The sequence below is a fragment of the Polynucleobacter sp. 31A-FELB genome, from assembly GCF_018882405.1.
Classification (GTDB): domain Bacteria; phylum Pseudomonadota; class Gammaproteobacteria; order Burkholderiales; family Burkholderiaceae; genus Polynucleobacter.
This window is the reverse complement of the sequence record NZ_JACVOO010000018.1, coordinates 1-18,551: the sequence shown is the minus strand read 5'-3', so window position 1 is coordinate 18,551 and position 18,551 is coordinate 1. Positions and strand designations below refer to the sequence as shown.

Sequence of the window (18,551 nt, the reverse complement as noted above, 5' to 3'; positions counted from 1 at the left end):
TTAAAAAGGGATGCTGATGCTCGGTACGCTGATCAGATCAGTTTCTTTTGGTACGCCAGGCATCACCGTTGCCGGAGGCGCCATTTCATAGCTGGTGTAGCGCGTCTTCACATCCACTTGCGTGGGTGAATTGGCATCCTTGTATTCAGTAACTTCGGTGCCGGTGACTTCTTTGTGCTGAAAGCTCGGTTTACGAGTCTCAGGCGCGTTTGTCACCTGTGATGCGTTGACTGCGGGCGCCAAAGGCTGATTATTAATGCGCTGTAGCTCGGATGGGCTCAGCGCTTGAGAATTATTTTGGGCGTGCGCTGAATTCAGGCCAAAAGAGGCAAAAGCCACAAAAAAGCTTGTCAGAACAAGGGTTTGGCTCAAAGAAGAGTGGAGTAAGTTAGTTAGAGCGTGCATCATTTTTCACCTTTTTAGGCCTCTTTTCAGGGGGATTTGAACCTGATCTGTAGGCAGTTAGCAACTAGATTGTACGATTGCGGTATGACTAAACATAGACTCTTGTTGGTAGACGGCTCTAGCTACCTCTATCGCGCCTTTCATGCCATGCCAGACCTCAGAAATGGGGCGGGCGACCCAACCGGGGCAATCTATGGGATGGTCAATATGATGCGTCGGGCTCGCTCAGAACTCAAGGCTGACCATATTGCCTGTGTTTTCGATGCCAAGGGCAAGACTTTCCGGGATGAAATGTACTCTGAGTACAAGGCGCACCGCTCCCCTATGCCGGAGGATTTGGTCAAACAGATTGAGCCAATTCATGCCATGGTGAAGGCCTTGGGCTGGCCAGTGTTGATGGTGTCCGGGGTTGAGGCTGATGACGTGATTGGCACCTTGGCTTGCCAAGCCACTCAAGCTGGCTGGGAAACCATTATTTCTACTGGCGATAAAGATTTGGCTCAGCTGGTGAATTCATCCGTCACTTTGATTAATACGATGACTGATGAAAAGCTGAACATTGATGGTGTCATTGCAAAATTCGGCGTGCCACCCGAGCGCATCGTAGATTACCTTTCGATTATTGGTGATACGGTCGATAACGTACCGGGCGTTCCTAAGGCAGGCCCTAAAACGGCTAATAAATGGTTGGCTGAGTTTGGTGATTTAGATAATTTGATGGCGAATGCCGATCAAGTCAAAGGGGTTGTTGGCGAGAACTTGCGCAATAGTTTGGAGTGGCTCCCAAAGGCACGTCAACTCATTACCGTCAAAACGGATTGTGATTTATCCCCTCATCTTCCAGGCTTGGATGATCTGCATGCAAAACCAGAAGATGCACCACTCTTGCGAGAGTTATTTGAGCGCTACGCATTTAAAACTTGGCTGCGTGATGTGGAGAAGCAATTGGGTGGAGCAGCTCCTGAAGCCGCTAGTGGTTTTGATTTGGCTGGTAGCCCCATCAAAAATACTGCTGAAGAAAATGTAAAGGCCGCGACCAAAAAGTTTGGCCCCACCGCTACAGAGGCGACAACCGCTTTATCCCAAGAAACGACTGATCTGCAAGGTGCGATTGAAAAACACTATGAATGTGTTGTCGATGAAGCAGTATTAGATCGCTGGATTAAAAAAATTGAAGGCGCTGATCTTACGGCTGTGGATACTGAGACTACGAGCTTAGATGCGCTTGCTGCTGAGCTCGTGGGTATCTCGCTTTGCGTCACTCCTGGAGAGGCCTGCTACATCCCCGTGGCGCACCGTAATGGAGAAACTCAACTCAGTCGCGAATTAGTTTTAGCGCGCATGAAGCCTTGGTTAGAAAGCACTTCGCATTTGAAAGTGGGTCAAAACCTCAAGTACGACAGCCACATCTTTGCGAACTATGGGATTACTTTGCAAGGCATTGCGTTTGACACCATGCTGGAGTCTTACGTGCTGGAATCGCATATGCCGCACAACATGGATAACTTAGCCGAGCGACATCTTGGCATGAAGACCATTAAGTATGAAGAGGTATGTGGCAAGGGTGTGCATCAGATTGGCTTTGATCAAGTCGACCTGAAGATAGCTACAGACTACGCAGCAGAAGATGCGGACATTACCTTGCGCTTACATTTAGCTTTGTGGCCCCAAATTCAGGAGAGTCCAGGCCTTCTTTATGTTTATGAAAATATTGAGATGCCAGCAATGCGTGTCCTTGGCATCATGGAGCGCAATGGGATTCGGATTGATTCAGTGTTGTTGTCTAAGCAGGGTCAAGAGGTTGGCAAACGTTTGTTAGCTTTGGAGGGTGAGATTCATCAGCTTGCAGGGCAACCTTTCAATATTCAATCACCCAAACAGATCGCAGAAATTTTGTTTGGTCAGTTAGAGCTCCCAGTAATTAAAAAGACGCCATCGGGCGCGCCATCAACCGATGAAGAGGTTTTGCAAAAACTGGCTGAAGACTATCCGCTGCCTGCACGTATTTTGGATTACCGCAGTCTCGCTAAATTGATGTCGACTTATATTGAGAAGCTGCCACGCATGGCCGACCCTAAGACGGGACGAGTGCACACGAGCTTTTCTCAAGCGACAGCAGTGACGGGGCGTTTGGCTTCCAGCGATCCGAACTTGCAAAATATTCCCGTACGTACAGAAGAGGGCCGCCGTATTCGGGAGGCGTTCATTCCGGCTGAAGGTTGCAAGTTACTCTCAGCCGACTACTCTCAAATTGAATTGCGCATCATGGCGCACATTGCAGAAGATGAAAATTTACTAGCTGCATTTGCTGCCGGTAAAGATGTGCACCAAGCCACCGCCGCTGAGATTTTTGGTGTGCCACTGGAAAGCGTTACTTCAGAGCAGCGTCGTTATGCCAAGGTGATTAACTTTGGTTTGATCTATGGCATGAGTGCTTTTGGCCTGGCAGGTAACTTGGGTATTGAGCGTTCAGCAGCCCAAAATTACATTGCCAAGTACTTTGATCGCTATCCAGGAGTTGCTCAATACATGGAGCGTACTCGCTTGGAGGCCAGAGAGAATGGCTATGTTGAGACGGTGTTTGGCAGACGTCTATGGCTCCCTGAGATTAAGGGTTCAAACGGCCCTCGCCGCCAGGGTGCGGAGCGGGCTGCGATTAATGCGCCAATGCAAGGAACGGCAGCTGACCTTATTAAGCTAGCCATGGTTGCTGTCGAGAACTGGCTGGAAAAAGAGCAGCTCAAGACCCGTATGCTGCTTCAGGTGCATGATGAATTGGTATTTGACGTACCCTTTGATGAACTGGAGCTCTTGCAGGCAAAGCTACCAGACTTGATGTGTAAAGTGGCTGATCTAAAGGTTCCTTTGGTGGTTGGTATTGGGATTGGCGATAATTGGGAAGAAGCGCACTAAATCAGGAGACTAAAAATGACAATGAAAAAAGATCAAGATTCAAAAATAGTGTCTAGCAATAGAAGGGGTTTTATGAAAGCCTCTGCTATTACTGCAACAACTATGGGTATTGGCTTTGTTGCTGCCTCTGAACCAGTCTTAGCTGCGGCGATTGAGACAGACTTTACCGGCATTAAGGCTGGCGAACAAATGATCCCAGTCGGAAGCTTTCAGTTGCCTGCTTATGTTTCTCGTCCAGAGAAAGCTAAAGGCAATTTGCCAATCGTGATTGTGGTTAGTGAAATCTTTGGTGTGCACGAGTACATTGCTGACGTCACACGTCGTTTTGCGAAATTAGGTTATCTGGCGATTGCCCCAGAATTCTTTACACGTGCCGGCGATCCAAATACTTACGGCACGATTGCCGAGATTCAGAAAAATATTGTTGCCCCAACTACGGATACGCAAGTTCTGAATGACTTGCAAGCAGCTTTGGTCTGGGCTGGCAAGAATGGTGGCGATTTGAAAAAGGTGGGCGTCACTGGATTTTGTTGGGGCGGCCGCATTACTTGGCTCTCAGCCACGCTGCCTCAGGTTAAGGCTGGTGTAGCTTGGTATGGTCGCGTCATTGGTGAGAAAACAGAAGGCAATCCGCGCCATCCAGTAGATATCGCTGCCGATCTGAAAGCGCCGGTGCTGGGCTTGTATGGCGGTGCTGATACTGGCATCTCTTTAGAGAGTGTTGAGCAAATGCGTGAAGCGCTTGCAAAAGCAGCTCCAAAAAATCCAGCCGCGAAAGCTTGTCGTTTTGAAATCTACCCTGACGCACCGCACGCCTTCCATGCTGACTACCGAGCTACTTATCGCGAAGGTCCCGCTAAAGATGGTTGGGAAAAGTGCATTGCTTGGTTTAAACAAAACGGGGTTGCGTAATTTTCATGTCAGTACTGCAAAGCATCTTGTTGGTAACGGCGCTAGCTGGAACTGTTAGCGTTCTTGTTGCCGCGAGCTTCTCTTTGTCATTGTTGTCGAAGATGGTTCACAGCATGGTTAGTGTGTCAGTTGGTATTTTGCTGGCCACTGCTTTACTGCATTCTCTGCCTGAGGCATTTACGATGGCGGGGGTGAATCCCCAGTTGTTATTCGCAACCTTGCTGGCAGGACTCCTAGGCTTTTTCTTGCTTGAGAAAATTGCATTACTACGCCACAGCCATCACCATGAAGGCGATGGTCATGGTCATCATCACGGTCATGATGCTGAAGTAGCGGGTCGAAGTGGTTGGATGATTTTGGTCGGTGATGGATTGCACAACTTTGTTGATGGTGTTTTGATTGCTGCTGCATTCATGGCTGATTATCAAGTTGGCATCTTTACTGCGATTGCCATCATTGCTCACGAGATCCCGCAGGAGATTGGGGATTTCATCGTATTGCTCAATGCAGGATTTACTCGCACTCGTGCATTGATGTACAACCTCATTTGTGGCTTATCTGCAGTAGTGGGTGGCGTATTGGCTTACTTCTTTTTAGAGAGGGCGCATGCAGCAATGCCTTACTTGCTCGTGATTGCTGCAAGTAGTTTTATCTACATTGCAGTGAGCGATCTCATTCCACAAATGCATCGCCGCCCACATTGGGCCGAGTCTTTACGTCAAACGATTTTGATTGCCTGCGGCGTTTGCTTTGTAATCTTACTTTCGCTACTGCATTAAAGAGCAACTGGCCGACTTGGGTCGGCACACCATTCACTCCAGCTACCTGCATATAGACGTGAACCCTTGAGGCCAGCGATTTCCATGGCGAGCAAGTTATGACATGCTGTTACTCCAGAGCCACATTGGTGAATTACTTCGGAGGGTTTGGTGGCTCCTAAAAGACCATGAAAATCTTTGAATAACTGCTCCGCAGATTTGAATGATTTGCCAGTGAGATTTTCTCTAAAAAAATAATTGATCGCGTTAGGAATGTGTCCACCAACTGGATCTAATGTTTCATTCTGACCATGAAAGCGATCATTTGCACGAGCGTCAACAACGACATTGATTTTGGCTTGAAGATTGTGAACAACCTCTTCTACCGTCACCAAGCCAACATAAGGCATAGCCGCGACAGGAGCGCTTGTGGCTTGTGGCTGGCGTGGCAGAGTGCCGATTGGGCCATTCCAAGCATCTAGGCCACCATCCAATACCTGAACATTGGCATGACCAGTGGCCTTGAGCATCCACCACAAGCGACTGGCATATACAGAGCCTTGATTGTCGTAGGCGATTACCAAAGTTTTTGAATCCATTCCTAAACGGGATTTTGTTTGTGCCCAGGCCTCAGGTGTTGGTAGTGGGTGCCGACCGTTTTTACCAGTCTTAGTGCCAGATAAATCGTGATCTAGATCGACGTAGAGTGCGCCTGGAATATGGCCCTCTAAATAAGACTTTCTGCCTGCTAGTGGGTCGACTAAATCAAAGCGGCAATCGCATAGCAAAACATTCTCGCCACTATTGAGGATTTCTTCTAACTGGTTTGCAGTAATGAGAGGCGTCATGATGGCTTCCTAATGTTGGCGATGGGTGTTACTGAATTATGCGCCCTGATAGTTCATGGCACGACGGTACCATTCATGGAAATGCTGCATGCCGTCTTCCATCGGGCTTTGATATGGCCCGACTTCATTTTGACCACGTGCTAACAGGGCGGCGCGACCAGCATCCATACGTTCCGCAATCTCATCATCCTCGATGCAAGTTTCCATGTAGGCTGCACGCTCTGCCTCTACAAACTCACGCTCAAAAAGAGCAATCTCTTCTGGGTAATAAAACTCGACGATGTTGCGTGTCTTGTTTGGACCCATTGGGTGCAGGGTAGAGACGCATAAAACGCCTGGGTACCACTCCACCATCACATTGGGGTAGTAGGTCAGCCAGATAGCACCATGGCGCGGTGTCTTACCCTCATGGTGGCGCAATACCGCTTCATGCCACTTTTGATAAACCGGTGATCCTGGCTTCTCTAAGTTTTTGTGAATGCCCACAGTTTGTACGCTGTGCCAGTCTCCGAATTCCCAACGCAAGTCTTCGCAAGAAACAAACTTACCTAAACCAGGATGAAACGGAACGACGTGATAGTCCTCAAGGTAGACCTCGATAAAAGTCTTCCAGTTGTAATTGCATTCATGGACTTCAACGTGATCCAGAACATAACCTTCAAAATTAAGATCATCAGCTACGCCGAGTTTGGCTAGATCAGTGCGTACATCACGCGGACCTTCAAATAAGAGTCCTTGCCAATTCTGTAAGGGCGATTTGCCTAAATTGAGGCAAGGCTTATCTTCAAAATGGGGCGCACCCATGAGTTGACCATTTAAATCGTAGGTCCAGCGATGCAAAGGGCAAACGATGTTGTCCGCCTTACCTTTGCCATTGAGCATGAGTGCTTGGCGATGACGGCAGACATTGGAAAGAAGTTCAACGCCTTGGGCATTGCGAACCAGCAGGCGACCCTCATTTTCTGAGGTCAAGGTTTGATAAGAGCCAAGCTCAGGAACCATGAGTTCGTGACCAACATAGCCTGGGCCCTGCTTAAAAAGCAGTTCAATTTCACGCTGATAGAGATCAACGTCAAAATAGGCCGAAACCGGCAGTTGTAAATTGGACGGCGCAAGCTGCTGCGCGGTAGCCAGATTAGTCATTCTCCCCACCCCCGAAAACGTCAGCCGAAGCTAAGCGGAATAACCAATCCAACCATCGACGGATCGATATTGGAAAGGAAGGAGGGGATTATACCCATCTGACCCCCGTCTCGCTTTAATATGTAGGGCTACACAGGTAAGAAATTTGAAGGAAATAAGCCAATGCCAGCGAAGAAATCTGAGGGTCAGAAACCCGGTCTTGAGGTTCAAATCGACCCCAACTTGCGTTACGAGCAGGCTGTAAAGGAGCTAGAAAAGCTGATTTCTGACATGGAGTCAGGCAAATTCTCCTTGGAAGAGACGCTTTTGGCTTACCAACGAGGCGCGGCACTCTTGAAGCATTGCCAAGCCATGCTTGCTCAAGTCGAGCAGCAAGTTCGGGTATTTGAAGCATAAGTCACGCGTAAATTAATTCTTTATGAACAGCACGTTTTCATTCGAGGATTGGGTTCGCGCTCACGGGCAGCGAACTGAATTGGCTTTAGACAATTTGCTTGATGCCGCCAATACCAATCCTGCGCGTTTGCATGAAGCTATGCGTTACGCTGCTCAAGGTGGTGGTAAACGCATTCGTCCTCTCTTAGTTTATGCGGCTGGTGCATTGAGTGATGACACAAATCAAGGCGCACTAGATGCTGCTGCTGTGGCAATCGAATGTATCCACGCCTATTCCTTGGTGCATGATGATTTGCCTTGTATGGATGATGATGACTTACGTCGTGGTCGACCTACGGTACACAAGGCTTATGACGAGGCAACTGCTTTACTAGTAGGTGATGCCTTGCAGACTCGCGCATTTGAAGTATTGGCAAGCGCACAGTGTGATGCAGATACACGCTTGGCCATGATCAGCGCCTTAGCTAGTGCATCTGGTTCGCGTGGAATGGCAGGTGGCCAGGCAATTGACCTTGATAGCGTTGGTAAAAAATTAGACCTCGCCGGCTTAAAGCAAATGCATGCCATGAAAACCGGTGCTCTGCTTTCTTGTTCGGTCCAGATGGGCGGTATTGCTGCCAAATTGAATCCTATCCAAATGCAGCATCTCCAAAATTACTCCGAAGCTTTGGGTTTAGCCTTTCAAATTGTGGATGATGTTCTTGATGCCACAGCAGATAGTCAAACCTTGGGTAAAACCGCTGGGAAAGATGCCGCTAATGACAAGCCAACCTATGTCACCTTGATGGGTTTAGACTATGCACAGAAGGCAGCAAAAGATTTGCAAGAAACTGCAATTGCTAGCTTAGAGAGTTTTGGTCCTAAGGCCCAAGCCCTGAAAGATTTGGCTCTATTCGTAGTTAATAGAGGCAAATAAGATTACTGAAGATTTGATGACTTTAAATTCCATTCACTCTCCTGCAGATTTAAAAAAACTTCCTCGTGAGCAACTGCCTGCACTCGCAGACGAGTTGCGTCAGTTTGTATTGGATTCTGTTTCTAAAACGGGCGGACACCTTTCATCTAATTTAGGAACGGTTGAGTTATCGATTGCGCTGCACTATGTCTTCGATACCCCGCAGGATCGAATTGTCTGGGATGTGGGTCATCAAAGCTATCCACACAAAATTTTGACTGGTCGTCGTGAGCGCATGAATACCTTGCGTCAGTTTGAAGGCCTATCTGGTTTTCCACGACGCGCTGAAAGTGAATACGATGCCTTCGGCACTGGACACTCCTCAACGAGTATTTCTGCGGCAATGGGTATGGCGCGCGCCTTTCAAACCAAAGGCGAAAAGCAAGTTGCGGTTGCGGTGATTGGCGATAGCGCGATGACTGGTGGCATGGCATTTGAAGCTATGAATAATGCTGGTGTGTATGACGATTTGCCATTGGTAGTGATTTTGAATGACAACGATATGTCGATCTCGCCAGCAGTGGGTGCGCTCAATCGACATTTGGCTAGATTATTGAGTGGCAATATTTACTCTGCAACGAAGAAGGGTATTGATAGCGTCTTATCGATAGCCCCTCCATTGCGTGAGTTTGCAAAACGATTGGAAGATCATGCCAAGGGTATGGTTTCACCATCTACGATTTTTCAAGAATTTGGTTTTAACTATTTCGGCCCAATCGATGGTCATGATTTAGATGCGCTCATTCCGATGTTGCAAAACGTACGCCGCTTGGCGCTTGAGGGGCGTGGCCCGCAGTTCTTGCATGTCGTGACTCGCAAAGGTCAGGGCTATGAGTTAGCTGAAGCTGATCCTGTGCTGTATCACGGCCCAAGCAAATTTAATCCAGAAGAGGGTGTGAAGAAGTCTGCTACCCCTTCTCAAAAAACCTTTACTCAAGTATTTGGTGAGTGGCTCTGCGATATGGCGCATGCCGATCCATTATTAATTGGCATCACGCCAGCAATGCGTGAAGGTTCTGGTCTCGTAGAGTTTGAGCAGAATTTCCCGAAGCGTTATTACGACGTCGGTATTGCTGAACAGCATGCAGTGACTTTTGCCGCTGGTATGGCATGCGAAGGTATGAAGCCCGTGGTGGCGATTTATTCAACCTTCTTGCAACGTGCCTACGATCAACTGATTCATGATGTGGCGATTCAGGATCTTCCGGTGTTATTTGCATTGGATCGTGCTGGTTTAGTTGGTGCGGATGGTGCAACGCATGCTGGCGCATATGACATTCCGTTCTTGCGTTGCATTCCAAATATGTTGGTATTGACGCCTGCTGACGAAGCAGAGTGTCGTGATTTATTGACTACGGCATTCCATCAGCCACATCCAAGCGCAGTTCGCTACCCGCGTGGCTCTGGCGTTGGAACTATTCCTTCAATAGAATTGCGAACCGTGCCACTGGGCAAGGGTGAATTACGCCGCAAGTCCAATGCACCTGCAGGCCAGCGCATAGCAATTTTGGCTTTCGGAACTTTACTTTACCCGGCACTTGAAGTGGCCGAACAAATTGATGCCTCAGTTGCCAATATGCGCTTTGTAAAACCATTGGATCTGGAACTTCTTAAATCTTTGACGCAAGACCATGATTATTTTGTGACGATCGAAGATGGTGCAATTCAGGGTGGTGCTGGTAGTGCTTGCTTAGAAGCGCTCTCTGCTATGGGTATCAATATGCCCCTATTGCAACTAGGTCTTCCAGATGAATTCGTGGAGCATGGCGATTACAAACTCTTGATGAGTAAGTGCGGCCTGGACTCTGAGGGGATTGCAAAGGCTATTTCTCTGCGTTTCCCCATGAAAACTGCTACAAATCCTGTGGCCGCAGGCAAATAAGTCATTTTTGCCTGAAAATAGAGCTATGAACGACATCAATACCGCTTTTCTCAAACCGCAAGCTATGCCGGATATTCAATCCTCGCATGATGAGCGTGCTTTGCCAATTGAGCAGGTGGGGATTCGGGGATTGCGTCATCCATTAACTATTCGCACTCAGACGGGCGTCATGCCTGCTGTTGGTAATTTTGAAATGGATGTGGCTTTGCCTGCGCATGTAAAGGGCACCCATATGTCCCGTTTCATTGCGCTCTTACAAAAACATAATGAGCCTATTGATAGCGCATCTGTAGTTGCAATGGTGCGTGAGATGTTGCCGCTACTCAATGCAACAGAAGGTCGCATTCAATTTACTTATACCCACTTCGTCAAAAAAGCTGCACCAGTATCTGGTGTTGAAAGCTTGATGGATTACGAGGTAACTTGGACTGCCAAAGCCAAACAAAATGCGTCTGGCGCAATCGACGTTGAGTTAAACCTCCGCGCCTTAGTTCCAGTGATGAGTTTGTGCCCTTGCTCAAAAGAGATTTCTGAATATGGCGCACACAATCAACGCTCACATGTAACGATGTCTGTTGAGCTTGATCCACAGACTAAGATGACAGTAGAAGATTTAGTTGCAGCCGCTGAGAGCCAAGCCTCTAGCGAGTTGTGGGGCTTGCTCAAGCGCCCTGATGAGAAGTGGGTTACTGAGCGTGCGTATGACAATCCAAAGTTTGTAGAAGACTTAGTGCGCGATGTTGCCGGCCAACTTAAAGGCGATGATCGTATTTTGTCTTTAGTGGTTGAGGCTGAGAATTTTGAGTCGATTCACAATCACAGCGCCTACGCCAAAATTAGTCTGACTAAGTAAGCAGCACTAAAGCGAGATTTACTTAAGCGAGATTATTGCTCGCCAAATCCCAACGGGGTTTGATATCAAAAGCACCCGAAGTAGTTGAGCCATTATTTTCTGCCAACATGCGCAGTGCTCCAGCAAATGCAATCATCACCCCGTTATCGGTACAGAGATCGACTGGTGGATAGTGCACTTCAAATCGATTCTTCTTGGCGCTGGCATTGAGAGCTGCGCGTAATTGCAAATTGGCGCCCACACCACCAGCAAGCACTAAATGTTTGCAGCCAGTTTGCTTGAGCGCCTTCTCTGATTTGCTAACCAGCACCGCCACCAATGAGTCGACAAAACTTCGTGCGAGGTCTGCATGAAATTTTGCAATTTCTTCAGAATCAGTAATGCCCAATGCCTCAAATTTTTTCACCTGGTTCAGAACAGCTGTTTTGAGTCCAGAGAAAGAAAAGTCTAAATCTCCTGAATGCAACATTGGCTTAGGCAGATCGAATCGTCCAGATTGCCCTTTTTCTGCCAATTTAGAGATGGCGGCACCACCCGGGTAGTCCAAACCCAATAACTTGGCCGTTTTATCGAAGGCCTCGCCAGCGGCATCATCCAAGGTTTCTCCTAGAAGCTGGTATTTGCCAACCTCACTGACCAGCATTAACTGGGTATGTCCACCCGAGACTAAAAGGGCAATAAAGGGGAATTCCGGTACTGAAACCCCTAAAAGCGGAGAAAGCAGGTGTCCTTCAAGGTGATGCACCCCAATGGATGGCAAATTGAGTCCTTGGGCCAAGGATTTAGCAAAAGCGCTTCCTACAAGCAGTGCGCCAGCCAAGCCGGGGCCCTGGGTATAGGCAACAGCATCAATATCCTTTAATTTGAGCCCAGCCTCATGCAAAGCATCGTCCAAGAGGGGTAAAACCCGTCGTATATGGTCTCTAGAGGCCAATTCTGGGACAACGCCCCCGTAATCCCGGTGCATTGCTATTTGGGAGTGCAAAGCCTGTCCTAGGATGCCCTGATGGGCTGGGGCGTGGTTTTCCCAGGGGGAGGTGTTGTATACGGCCACCCCGGTCTCATCGCAAGAAGTTTCTATGCCTAAAACAATCATTTTTTTGCTTGGTCGTGCTAGAATCGCTGTTCAGTTAATTTTTCGATATTTTTCGAGCATATACGAGTTAAACAAGTATGACTACAGTCCGCCTCCGTGAGAACGAACCTTTTGAAGTGGCATTGCGCCGTTTCAAGCGCACCATTGAAAAAAATGGTCTTTTGACAGACTTGCGTGCCCGCGAGTTCTACGAGAAGCCAACGGCTGAACGTAAGCGTAAAAAGGCCGCTGCTGCTAAACGCCATTACAAGCGTATTCGCAGCCAGATGTTGCCTAAAAAGCTTTACTAATCGAATTTAAAAGCTCTCCTCACCGAGAGGCTTTGAAACCCGCTGACGGTGAAACGCAGCGGGTTTTTGCTTTTGAATCGCCAGCAATTTATTAGATACTGAATACCGGGAAAAATGCCATGAGTCTGAAAGATCAAATCACCGAAGATATGAAAAACGCAATGCGTGCAAAAGAAGTAGCGCGCCTTGGAACTATTCGTCTTTTGCTGGCAGCTATCAAACAGCGTGAAGTAGATGATCGCATTGTGATGGATGATGCGAGTGTGATCGCTACCGTTGAGAAGATGATTAAGCAGCGCAAAGACTCCATCTCTCAATTTGAAAAAGCTAATCGTGATGATTTAGTCGCAATTGAAGCAGCTGAGATGGTCATTCTGCAAGATTACTTACCCGCACAGTTATCCGATGCTGAAGTGGAAGCGGCCGTGGCTGCAGCAGTTGCATCTACTGGTGCGGCTGGCCCACAAGACATGGGTAAAGTAATTGGTGTTCTTAAAGGTCCATTAGCTGGTAAAGCTGATATGGGCAAAGTTTCTGGTTTAGTAAAAGCTGCGCTCGCCAAGTAAAGCAAAAGTAAGCCTCACCTACTACTGATGGCTCTCATACCCCAATCCTTCATTGCCGATTTATTAAATCGGGTTGACATCGTGGATGTGGTTGGGCAGCACGTGAAGTTAAAAAAAGCGGGCGCAAACTATCAAGGTTTGTGCCCCTTCCATTCTGAGAAGTCCCCTTCATTTTCGGTATCACCTACTAAGCAGTTCTATCACTGCTTTGGTTGTGGTGCTCATGGTTCTGCCATTAGTTTTCTCATGGAGTATTCTGGTCTTGGTTATGTAGATGCCATTGAAGACTTGGCACGCTCTGCGGGATTAGATGTACCGCGTGAAGAGCGAACTGCGAATGACGTTGCGCGCCAGCAGCAGACTGTGGCCTTAAGTGAGGTCATGAGTTCAGCTGCAGATTGGTATCGCCAACAACTCAAAGTAGCGCCTCGTGCAGTTGAATACCTCAAGGGGCGTGGCCTTACTGGTGAGATCGCTAAACGCTACGCCTTGGGTTATGCGCCTGATGGTTGGCAAGGGCTTGAAGCGGTTTTTGGCACCTATGCCAATGATGAAGTTGCGAAGACTTTGCTTGAGGGGGGCTTACTCATTCAGAGTGAGCAAGGCGATAACAACCAAACAGCGCGTCGCTACGATCGCTTTCGTGATCGCATCATGTTCCCGATTCGTAATCCCAAAGGTCAGACGATTGGCTTTGGTGGGCGCATTCTCGATCAAGGTGAACCTAAGTATTTAAATTCTCCAGAGACGCCGCTGTTCTCTAAAGGTAATACGTTGTACGGATTGTTTGAGGCAAGACAAGCAATTCGTTCTCAAGAATATGTTCTTGTATGTGAGGGCTATATGGATGTCGTAGCACTCGCACAATTGGGTTTCCCCAATGCCGTAGCCACATTGGGTACAGCCTGTACCGCAAATCACGTGCGTATGTTGTTGCGTCAAACTGATCGCATCGTATTTTCATTTGATGGTGACTCTGCTGGTCAGCGTGCCGCTCAGCGCGCATTGGAAGCATGCCTACCCTTAATGTCTGATGACAAGGAGATTCGCTTCTTGTTCTTGCCAACAGAGCATGATCCAGATAGTTATGTCCGTGCTTATGGCGCACCTGCCTTTGAAAAAGTCATCAAAGAAGCCATGTCGATCTCGAGCTTCTTCTTCAAGATTGCCAGCCAAGAACACGAGCTCACAACACCTGAAGGTCGAGCTCAAACGCATCACGCAGCAAAACCTTTATTGCTATCAATGCCGCCAATCGCATTGCGTACACAAATCTTGCGTGAGCTTGCTATTCGAACAAATTCAACGCCTGCAGAGTTAGAGTCTTTCTGTGGGTTGACGGTAGCGCCTGCACCAGTGCCACAGGGCTCTTATGCAACAACGAATCAGCGCGCACCCAACTTCGTGCAGGCTAATAGCGGCAATCGGACGCAAGGCGCACCTTGGCAAGCATCTAAAGGCTCGGCTAAAAGAGCGCCCGTACAAAATATTCCACCACCTCAAGCCCCTACGGATTTAGCGGAGCAGATGTTGCGTGTCTTGATTCAGTTTCCACATTTAGGAAAAGCTTTGGATGCCAATAAGAGAGCGCTTGCTCTGCAGGCCTCCGAATTGCGCTCAGAAAAAGCCTTGGAGCTCATGAAGGATTTGTTAGCTCAATGTGATCAGGTTGAATTGATTCCTGGTGAGAATGGCAAGCCACCATCAGTAGGCGCTGGCGCATTCGCTTTATTTCAAGAACAGCTATCTCGCAGTGAGCTTGCTCCACTCTATGAAGTATTGAGAAAACGGGTCATGGGATCTGATCTGGACCTTGATGGTGCGGTTGCCGATCTTGAGGGGGCATTCAAAAAGCTGGAGCTGACCCATCTCAAGATGGAAATGACGGAAATCGCCCAAAAGATCTCTGGAAGCACTGCTACAGAGCAAGACCGGGCTCGATATCGCGAGTTGGGCGAAAGATTGAAATTCTCCTAAGAATTTTCTGATTTAACCCTAGAAAAACCCGAAATTTACCCCATATTTTGAGTGTGGAAGGGGGTAAAAAAGTCGCAATCGACTATAATCCTCTATTCCCAGAAAAAAACCGATTTAATTCAGCCACTTGCGCTTTATTTTGAAGAAATTTGGGGCAAGTGGACAAAGTAGCTGCGCCTTAGCAGTCGAGAACAATCATCAGTAACGTGAGTAAGTGCTAATAAATGCCAAATATTAAGAAAAAACCAGCAGCTAAATCAGCCAAGCCAGTAGCTAAAGCGAAGGCACCCGCAAAGCCAGTGGCAAAAGCGAAAGCACCAGCTAAACCAGTTGCTAAGGCAAAAGCTCCAGCTAAGCCAGTAAAGGCAGCGGCTAAACCAGCTAAGGCGCCAGCAAAACCAGCACCGAAAGCAAAAGCTCCAGCTAAACCTGTAGCAAAAGCGAAAGCACCAGCTAAACCAGTTAAGGCTCCGGCTAAAGCGGCTAAGCCAGTTGCGAAGGTAAAGACACCGGCTAAGCCGGTTGCGAAAGCACCAGCTAAACCAGTAAAGGCAGCGGCTAAACCAGCTAAGGCACCAGCAAAACCTGTAGCAAAAGCTCCAGCCAAACCAGTAAAGGCTCCTGCAAAGGCGCCGACTAAAGTTGAAAAGCTTGAGCCTGCTAAAAAAGGCAAAGTTGAAGCGGCGAAGGAAGCTAAGCCGGCTAAAGAAGTTAAAGAGGCTAAGGGTAAAAAGGCCAAGGAAGTTCAAGTAGAGACCGTGGCCACTGAGGAAGTTAAAAAAGGCCGCAAGCCAAAGGCGGATGCCCCTGCAGAAGGTGCTGAGCCAGTATTAACTGATCGTCAAAAAGCACGTGAGCGCAAAGCAAAAGAAAAAGCACTCTTAAAAGAATTCGCAGCACAACAGCTGGGTTCTGAAGAGCAACAAGAATTACGTCGTACCCGCTTGAAGACATTGATCAAGATGGGTAAGTCCAAGGGTTATTTAACTCATGGCGAAATGAATGACGTCATGTCAGATGAATTGTCTGATGCGGATGCATTAGAAACACTCATCAGTCTTTTAAATGACATCAACATTACTGTTTACGAGCAGGCTCCAGATGCCGAGACACTTCTCTTAAATGAGAATGCCTCAGCAACCACTTCTGAAGAAGAGGCTGAAGAAGAGGCTGAAGCCGCTTTAGCTACTGTTGATTCAGAGTTTGGTCGCACAACTGATCCAGTGCGTATGTATATGCGCGAGATGGGTACTGTTGATCTCTTGACTCGTGAAGGCGAGATCGTCATTGCGAAGAAGATTGAAGCAGGCCTCAAAGACATGGTGATGGCTTTGGCCGCTTGCCCTGTCACGATTGGCGAGATCTTGGCTAACGTAGACAAGATTGCCAGTGGTGAGATGGAGATTGATCAGTTCGTAGACGGATTGGTTGACCCTAATGCGGAAGATATTAAGCTTGGACCAGAAGAGCCAGAAGTTGACCCAGATTCTGAAGAGGGTGGCGAAGAGGGTGAAGACGAAGGCGGCGGTGGCGGCGGTGGCGCAGCTACAGCTAACGCTAAGCAATTAGAAGAGTTGAAGCAAATCTCTTTAGAAAAGTTTGCGATTGTTCGCACTCAAGCTGACAAGATGCGTCGTGCATTTGATAAAGAGGGTTACAACTGCCCAGCTTATATCAAGGCACAAGAAGCTATTCGTGGTGAGTTGCTTGGTTTCCGTTTGACCGCAAAGAGTGTTGAGAAGTTATGCGACACCATGCGTTCACAAGTGGACCAAGTTTGGAAACTCGAGCGCGGCATTGTGAGCTTGTTGGTGGATAAGGTTGGCGTCAATCGTGGTGAAGTATTAAAAGACTTCCCTAAGATGTCAATGAACCTTGAGTGGACTGCTAAGTTACTTAAAGAAAACAAGCCATACACAGCACTGTTGCAACGTAATGTTCCAGCGATTCAAGAACTTCAACAGAAGTTAATTGATATTCAAACTCGTGTTGTATTGCCACTTCCAGAATTAAAAGAAGTGAACAAGCAAATGATCGCGGGCGAGAAGCGTGCGCGTGAAGCGAAGCGTGAAATGACTGTTGCCAACTTACGTTTGGTAATCTCGATTGCTAAGAAATACACCAACCGCGGTTTGCAGTTCTTGGATTTGATCCAAGAGGGCAATATCGGTTTGATGAAGGCGGTAGATAAGTTTGAATACCGTCGTGGTTATAAGTTCTCTACTTATGCAACTTGGTGGATCCGTCAGGCGATTACCCGTTCTATCGCTGACCAAGCACGTACGATCCGTATCCCAGTTCATATGATTGAGACGATCAATAAGATGAACCGTATTAGCCGTCAGATCTTGCAAGAAACTGGTCATGAGCCAGATGCTGCAACCTTGGCACTCAAGATGGAAATTCCTGAGGACAAGATTCGTAAGATTATGAAGATCGCTAAAGAGCCAATCTCCATGGAAACACCAATTGGTGACGATGAAGATTCTCATTTGGGTGACTTCATTGAGGATGGCAATACTTTGGCTCCAGCTGAAGCTGCACTGCATGACTCTATGCGCGATGTGGTTAAGGATGTATTGGATTCATTGACACCACGTGAAGCAAAAGTATTGCGTATGCGCTTTGGTGTTGAGATGAGCACAGACCACACTCTCGAAGAAGTGGGTAAGCAGTTTGACGTTACTCGTGAGCGTATTCGTCAGATCGAAGCTAAAGCCTTGAGAAAAATGCGTCATCCAAGCCGCAGCGACAAACTCAAGACCTTCCTCGAAGAAGATTGAACCAAAGACTAACGGGCCTATAGCTCAGTTGGTTAGAGCAGAGGACTCATAAGAAAGAAGCCCTAGGGGTCTTGTGACAAAGACCTCAATAGATTCAAGAGGTTAGTGGTGAATTAGGTGGTCAAAATTGCTTACACACCGCTTACACACCGGAGCAAAAACCGAGGTGTGTAGTAAATGCGGTTTTAGTGTGGTTTTGAAGTGGTAAGCACCAGCAGTAAGGTGTGTAGTAAAAACAGTTTTAGGGCCCATAGCTCAGTTGGTTAGAGCAGAGGACTCATAGCGAAAGTTGTGCCTTATGCGTGGAAACTGCATAAGGGATGGTGTCAAATTCGGAGAAAGCTAAATGCAGCCAAAAGCTGCACAAGCTAACGCCGAGCGAAGCTTAGTAGAAATACTTTGAACGTGTAGAGACTAGACGGCACCCATCTAAGTGCGCGAGCATATGATGAAGGCATAGTCCAGGGAGTAGTGAAAGCTACACAAACCGGAATCCTTTGGTCCCAGGTTCAAGTCCTGGTGGGCCCACCAGAAAAGCAAACCCTCATCAGAAATGGTGGGGGTTTTGTCTTTTGAGCGTTACTTAAAGTAACGCTTGCGGGTCTGCTATCGGCCTTGATTTCAACCCGTCGATGCAACACACTACTAACTGCGTAAGCGCAAGGAGTGTTGCTCATGAAACAACGACCTCGAATCTATTACACAGCTACCCAGAAGGCTTTAATGTGGGAGCGCTGGAAAAAGGGAGATTCTCTCCAGCAGATTGCCCAGTTA

15 protein-coding genes are annotated in these 18,551 nt (G+C 47.8%); 11 read left to right on the top strand and 4 right to left on the bottom strand.

Going from position 1 to position 18,551, the window contains the following annotated elements:
- Complete coding sequence (locus ICN30_RS09900; protein WP_255533212.1) at window positions 1-408, bottom strand: hypothetical protein; 408 nt, start codon at window positions 406-408, stop codon at window positions 1-3.
- A gap of 81 nt (window positions 409-489) precedes the next feature.
- Here ICN30_RS09900 and polA point away from each other — a divergent pair, with 81 nt between their 5' ends.
- The 3 genes from polA to ICN30_RS09885 are packed head-to-tail and all read left to right on the top strand — an operon-like array spanning window position 490 to window position 5,009.
- A complete protein-coding gene (gene polA / locus ICN30_RS09895) occupies window positions 490-3,318 on the top strand; it encodes a DNA polymerase I (protein ID WP_216275309.1) in 2,829 nt (942 codons plus the stop codon).
- A 15-nt stretch (window positions 3,319-3,333) separates the two neighbouring features.
- Window positions 3,334-4,230, top strand: coding sequence for a dienelactone hydrolase family protein (locus ICN30_RS09890; RefSeq protein WP_370626634.1), 897 nt, complete (start codon window positions 3,334-3,336; stop codon window positions 4,228-4,230).
- Window positions 4,231-4,235: 5 nt separating this feature from the next.
- Entirely contained in the window at window positions 4,236-5,009 is a 774-nt protein-coding gene (locus ICN30_RS09885; protein ID WP_216275307.1) for a ZIP family metal transporter, read from the top strand.
- Here ICN30_RS09885 and ICN30_RS09880 read toward each other — a convergent pair.
- The gene (locus ICN30_RS09880; protein WP_216275305.1) at window positions 5,006-5,836 is read right to left on the bottom strand and encodes a sulfurtransferase; all 831 of its coding nucleotides are present in this window, start codon (window positions 5,834-5,836) and stop codon (window positions 5,006-5,008) included. The genes ICN30_RS09885 and ICN30_RS09880 overlap by 4 nt on opposite strands.
- A 36-nt stretch (window positions 5,837-5,872) precedes the next feature.
- Window positions 5,873-6,979, bottom strand: coding sequence for an aromatic ring-hydroxylating dioxygenase subunit alpha (locus ICN30_RS09875; protein WP_216179758.1), 1,107 nt, complete (start codon window positions 6,977-6,979; stop codon window positions 5,873-5,875).
- Between the two features lie 162 nt (window positions 6,980-7,141).
- Between ICN30_RS09875 and xseB the strand changes: the two genes are divergently transcribed.
- The 4 genes from xseB to folE2 are packed head-to-tail and all read left to right on the top strand — an operon-like array spanning window position 7,142 to window position 11,065.
- Window positions 7,142-7,375, top strand: coding sequence for an exodeoxyribonuclease VII small subunit (xseB, locus tag ICN30_RS09870; RefSeq protein ID WP_015421852.1), 234 nt, complete (start codon window positions 7,142-7,144; stop codon window positions 7,373-7,375).
- Between the two features lie 22 nt (window positions 7,376-7,397).
- Window positions 7,398-8,291, top strand: a complete 894-nt coding sequence (locus ICN30_RS09865) for a polyprenyl synthetase family protein (RefSeq protein WP_216275303.1) — start codon at window positions 7,398-7,400, stop codon at window positions 8,289-8,291.
- Window positions 8,292-8,307: 16 nt separating this feature from the next.
- Window positions 8,308-10,212, top strand: coding sequence for a 1-deoxy-D-xylulose-5-phosphate synthase (gene dxs / locus ICN30_RS09860; RefSeq protein WP_216275301.1), 1,905 nt, complete (start codon window positions 8,308-8,310; stop codon window positions 10,210-10,212).
- Window positions 10,213-10,237: 25 nt separating this feature from the next.
- A complete protein-coding gene (folE2, locus tag ICN30_RS09855; RefSeq protein WP_216275299.1) occupies window positions 10,238-11,065 on the top strand; it encodes a GTP cyclohydrolase FolE2 in 828 nt (275 codons plus the stop codon).
- Between the two features lie 22 nt (window positions 11,066-11,087).
- On the opposite strand, the gene tsaD is transcribed toward folE2, so the two are convergent.
- Window positions 11,088-12,161 carry a tRNA (adenosine(37)-N6)-threonylcarbamoyltransferase complex transferase subunit TsaD gene (gene tsaD, locus ICN30_RS09850; protein ID WP_216275297.1) on the bottom strand — a complete coding sequence of 358 codons (1,074 nt, stop codon included), beginning with the start codon at window positions 12,159-12,161 and terminating at the stop codon, window positions 11,088-11,090.
- A 77-nt stretch (window positions 12,162-12,238) separates the two neighbouring features.
- Here tsaD and rpsU point away from each other — a divergent pair, with 77 nt between their 5' ends.
- The 4 genes from rpsU to rpoD all read left to right on the top strand — a co-directional run bounded on the left by rpsU (window position 12,239) and on the right by rpoD (window position 17,777).
- Window positions 12,239-12,451 carry a 30S ribosomal protein S21 gene (gene rpsU / locus ICN30_RS09845; RefSeq protein ID WP_011903537.1) on the top strand — a complete coding sequence of 71 codons (213 nt, stop codon included), beginning with the start codon at window positions 12,239-12,241 and terminating at the stop codon, window positions 12,449-12,451.
- 119 nt (window positions 12,452-12,570) lie between these two features.
- Complete coding sequence (locus ICN30_RS09840) at window positions 12,571-13,017, top strand: GatB/YqeY domain-containing protein (protein ID WP_216275294.1); 447 nt, start codon at window positions 12,571-12,573, stop codon at window positions 13,015-13,017.
- Between the two features lie 27 nt (window positions 13,018-13,044).
- Window positions 13,045-14,994 (top strand): DNA primase, encoded by a 1,950-nt coding sequence (gene dnaG / locus ICN30_RS09835; RefSeq protein WP_216275292.1) that lies wholly within the window; start codon window positions 13,045-13,047, stop codon window positions 14,992-14,994.
- Window positions 14,995-15,218: 224 nt separating this feature from the next.
- Window positions 15,219-17,777 carry an RNA polymerase sigma factor RpoD gene (rpoD, locus tag ICN30_RS09830; RefSeq protein ID WP_216275290.1) on the top strand — a complete coding sequence of 853 codons (2,559 nt, stop codon included), beginning with the start codon at window positions 15,219-15,221 and terminating at the stop codon, window positions 17,775-17,777.
- Window positions 17,778-18,551 lie beyond the last annotated feature (774 nt).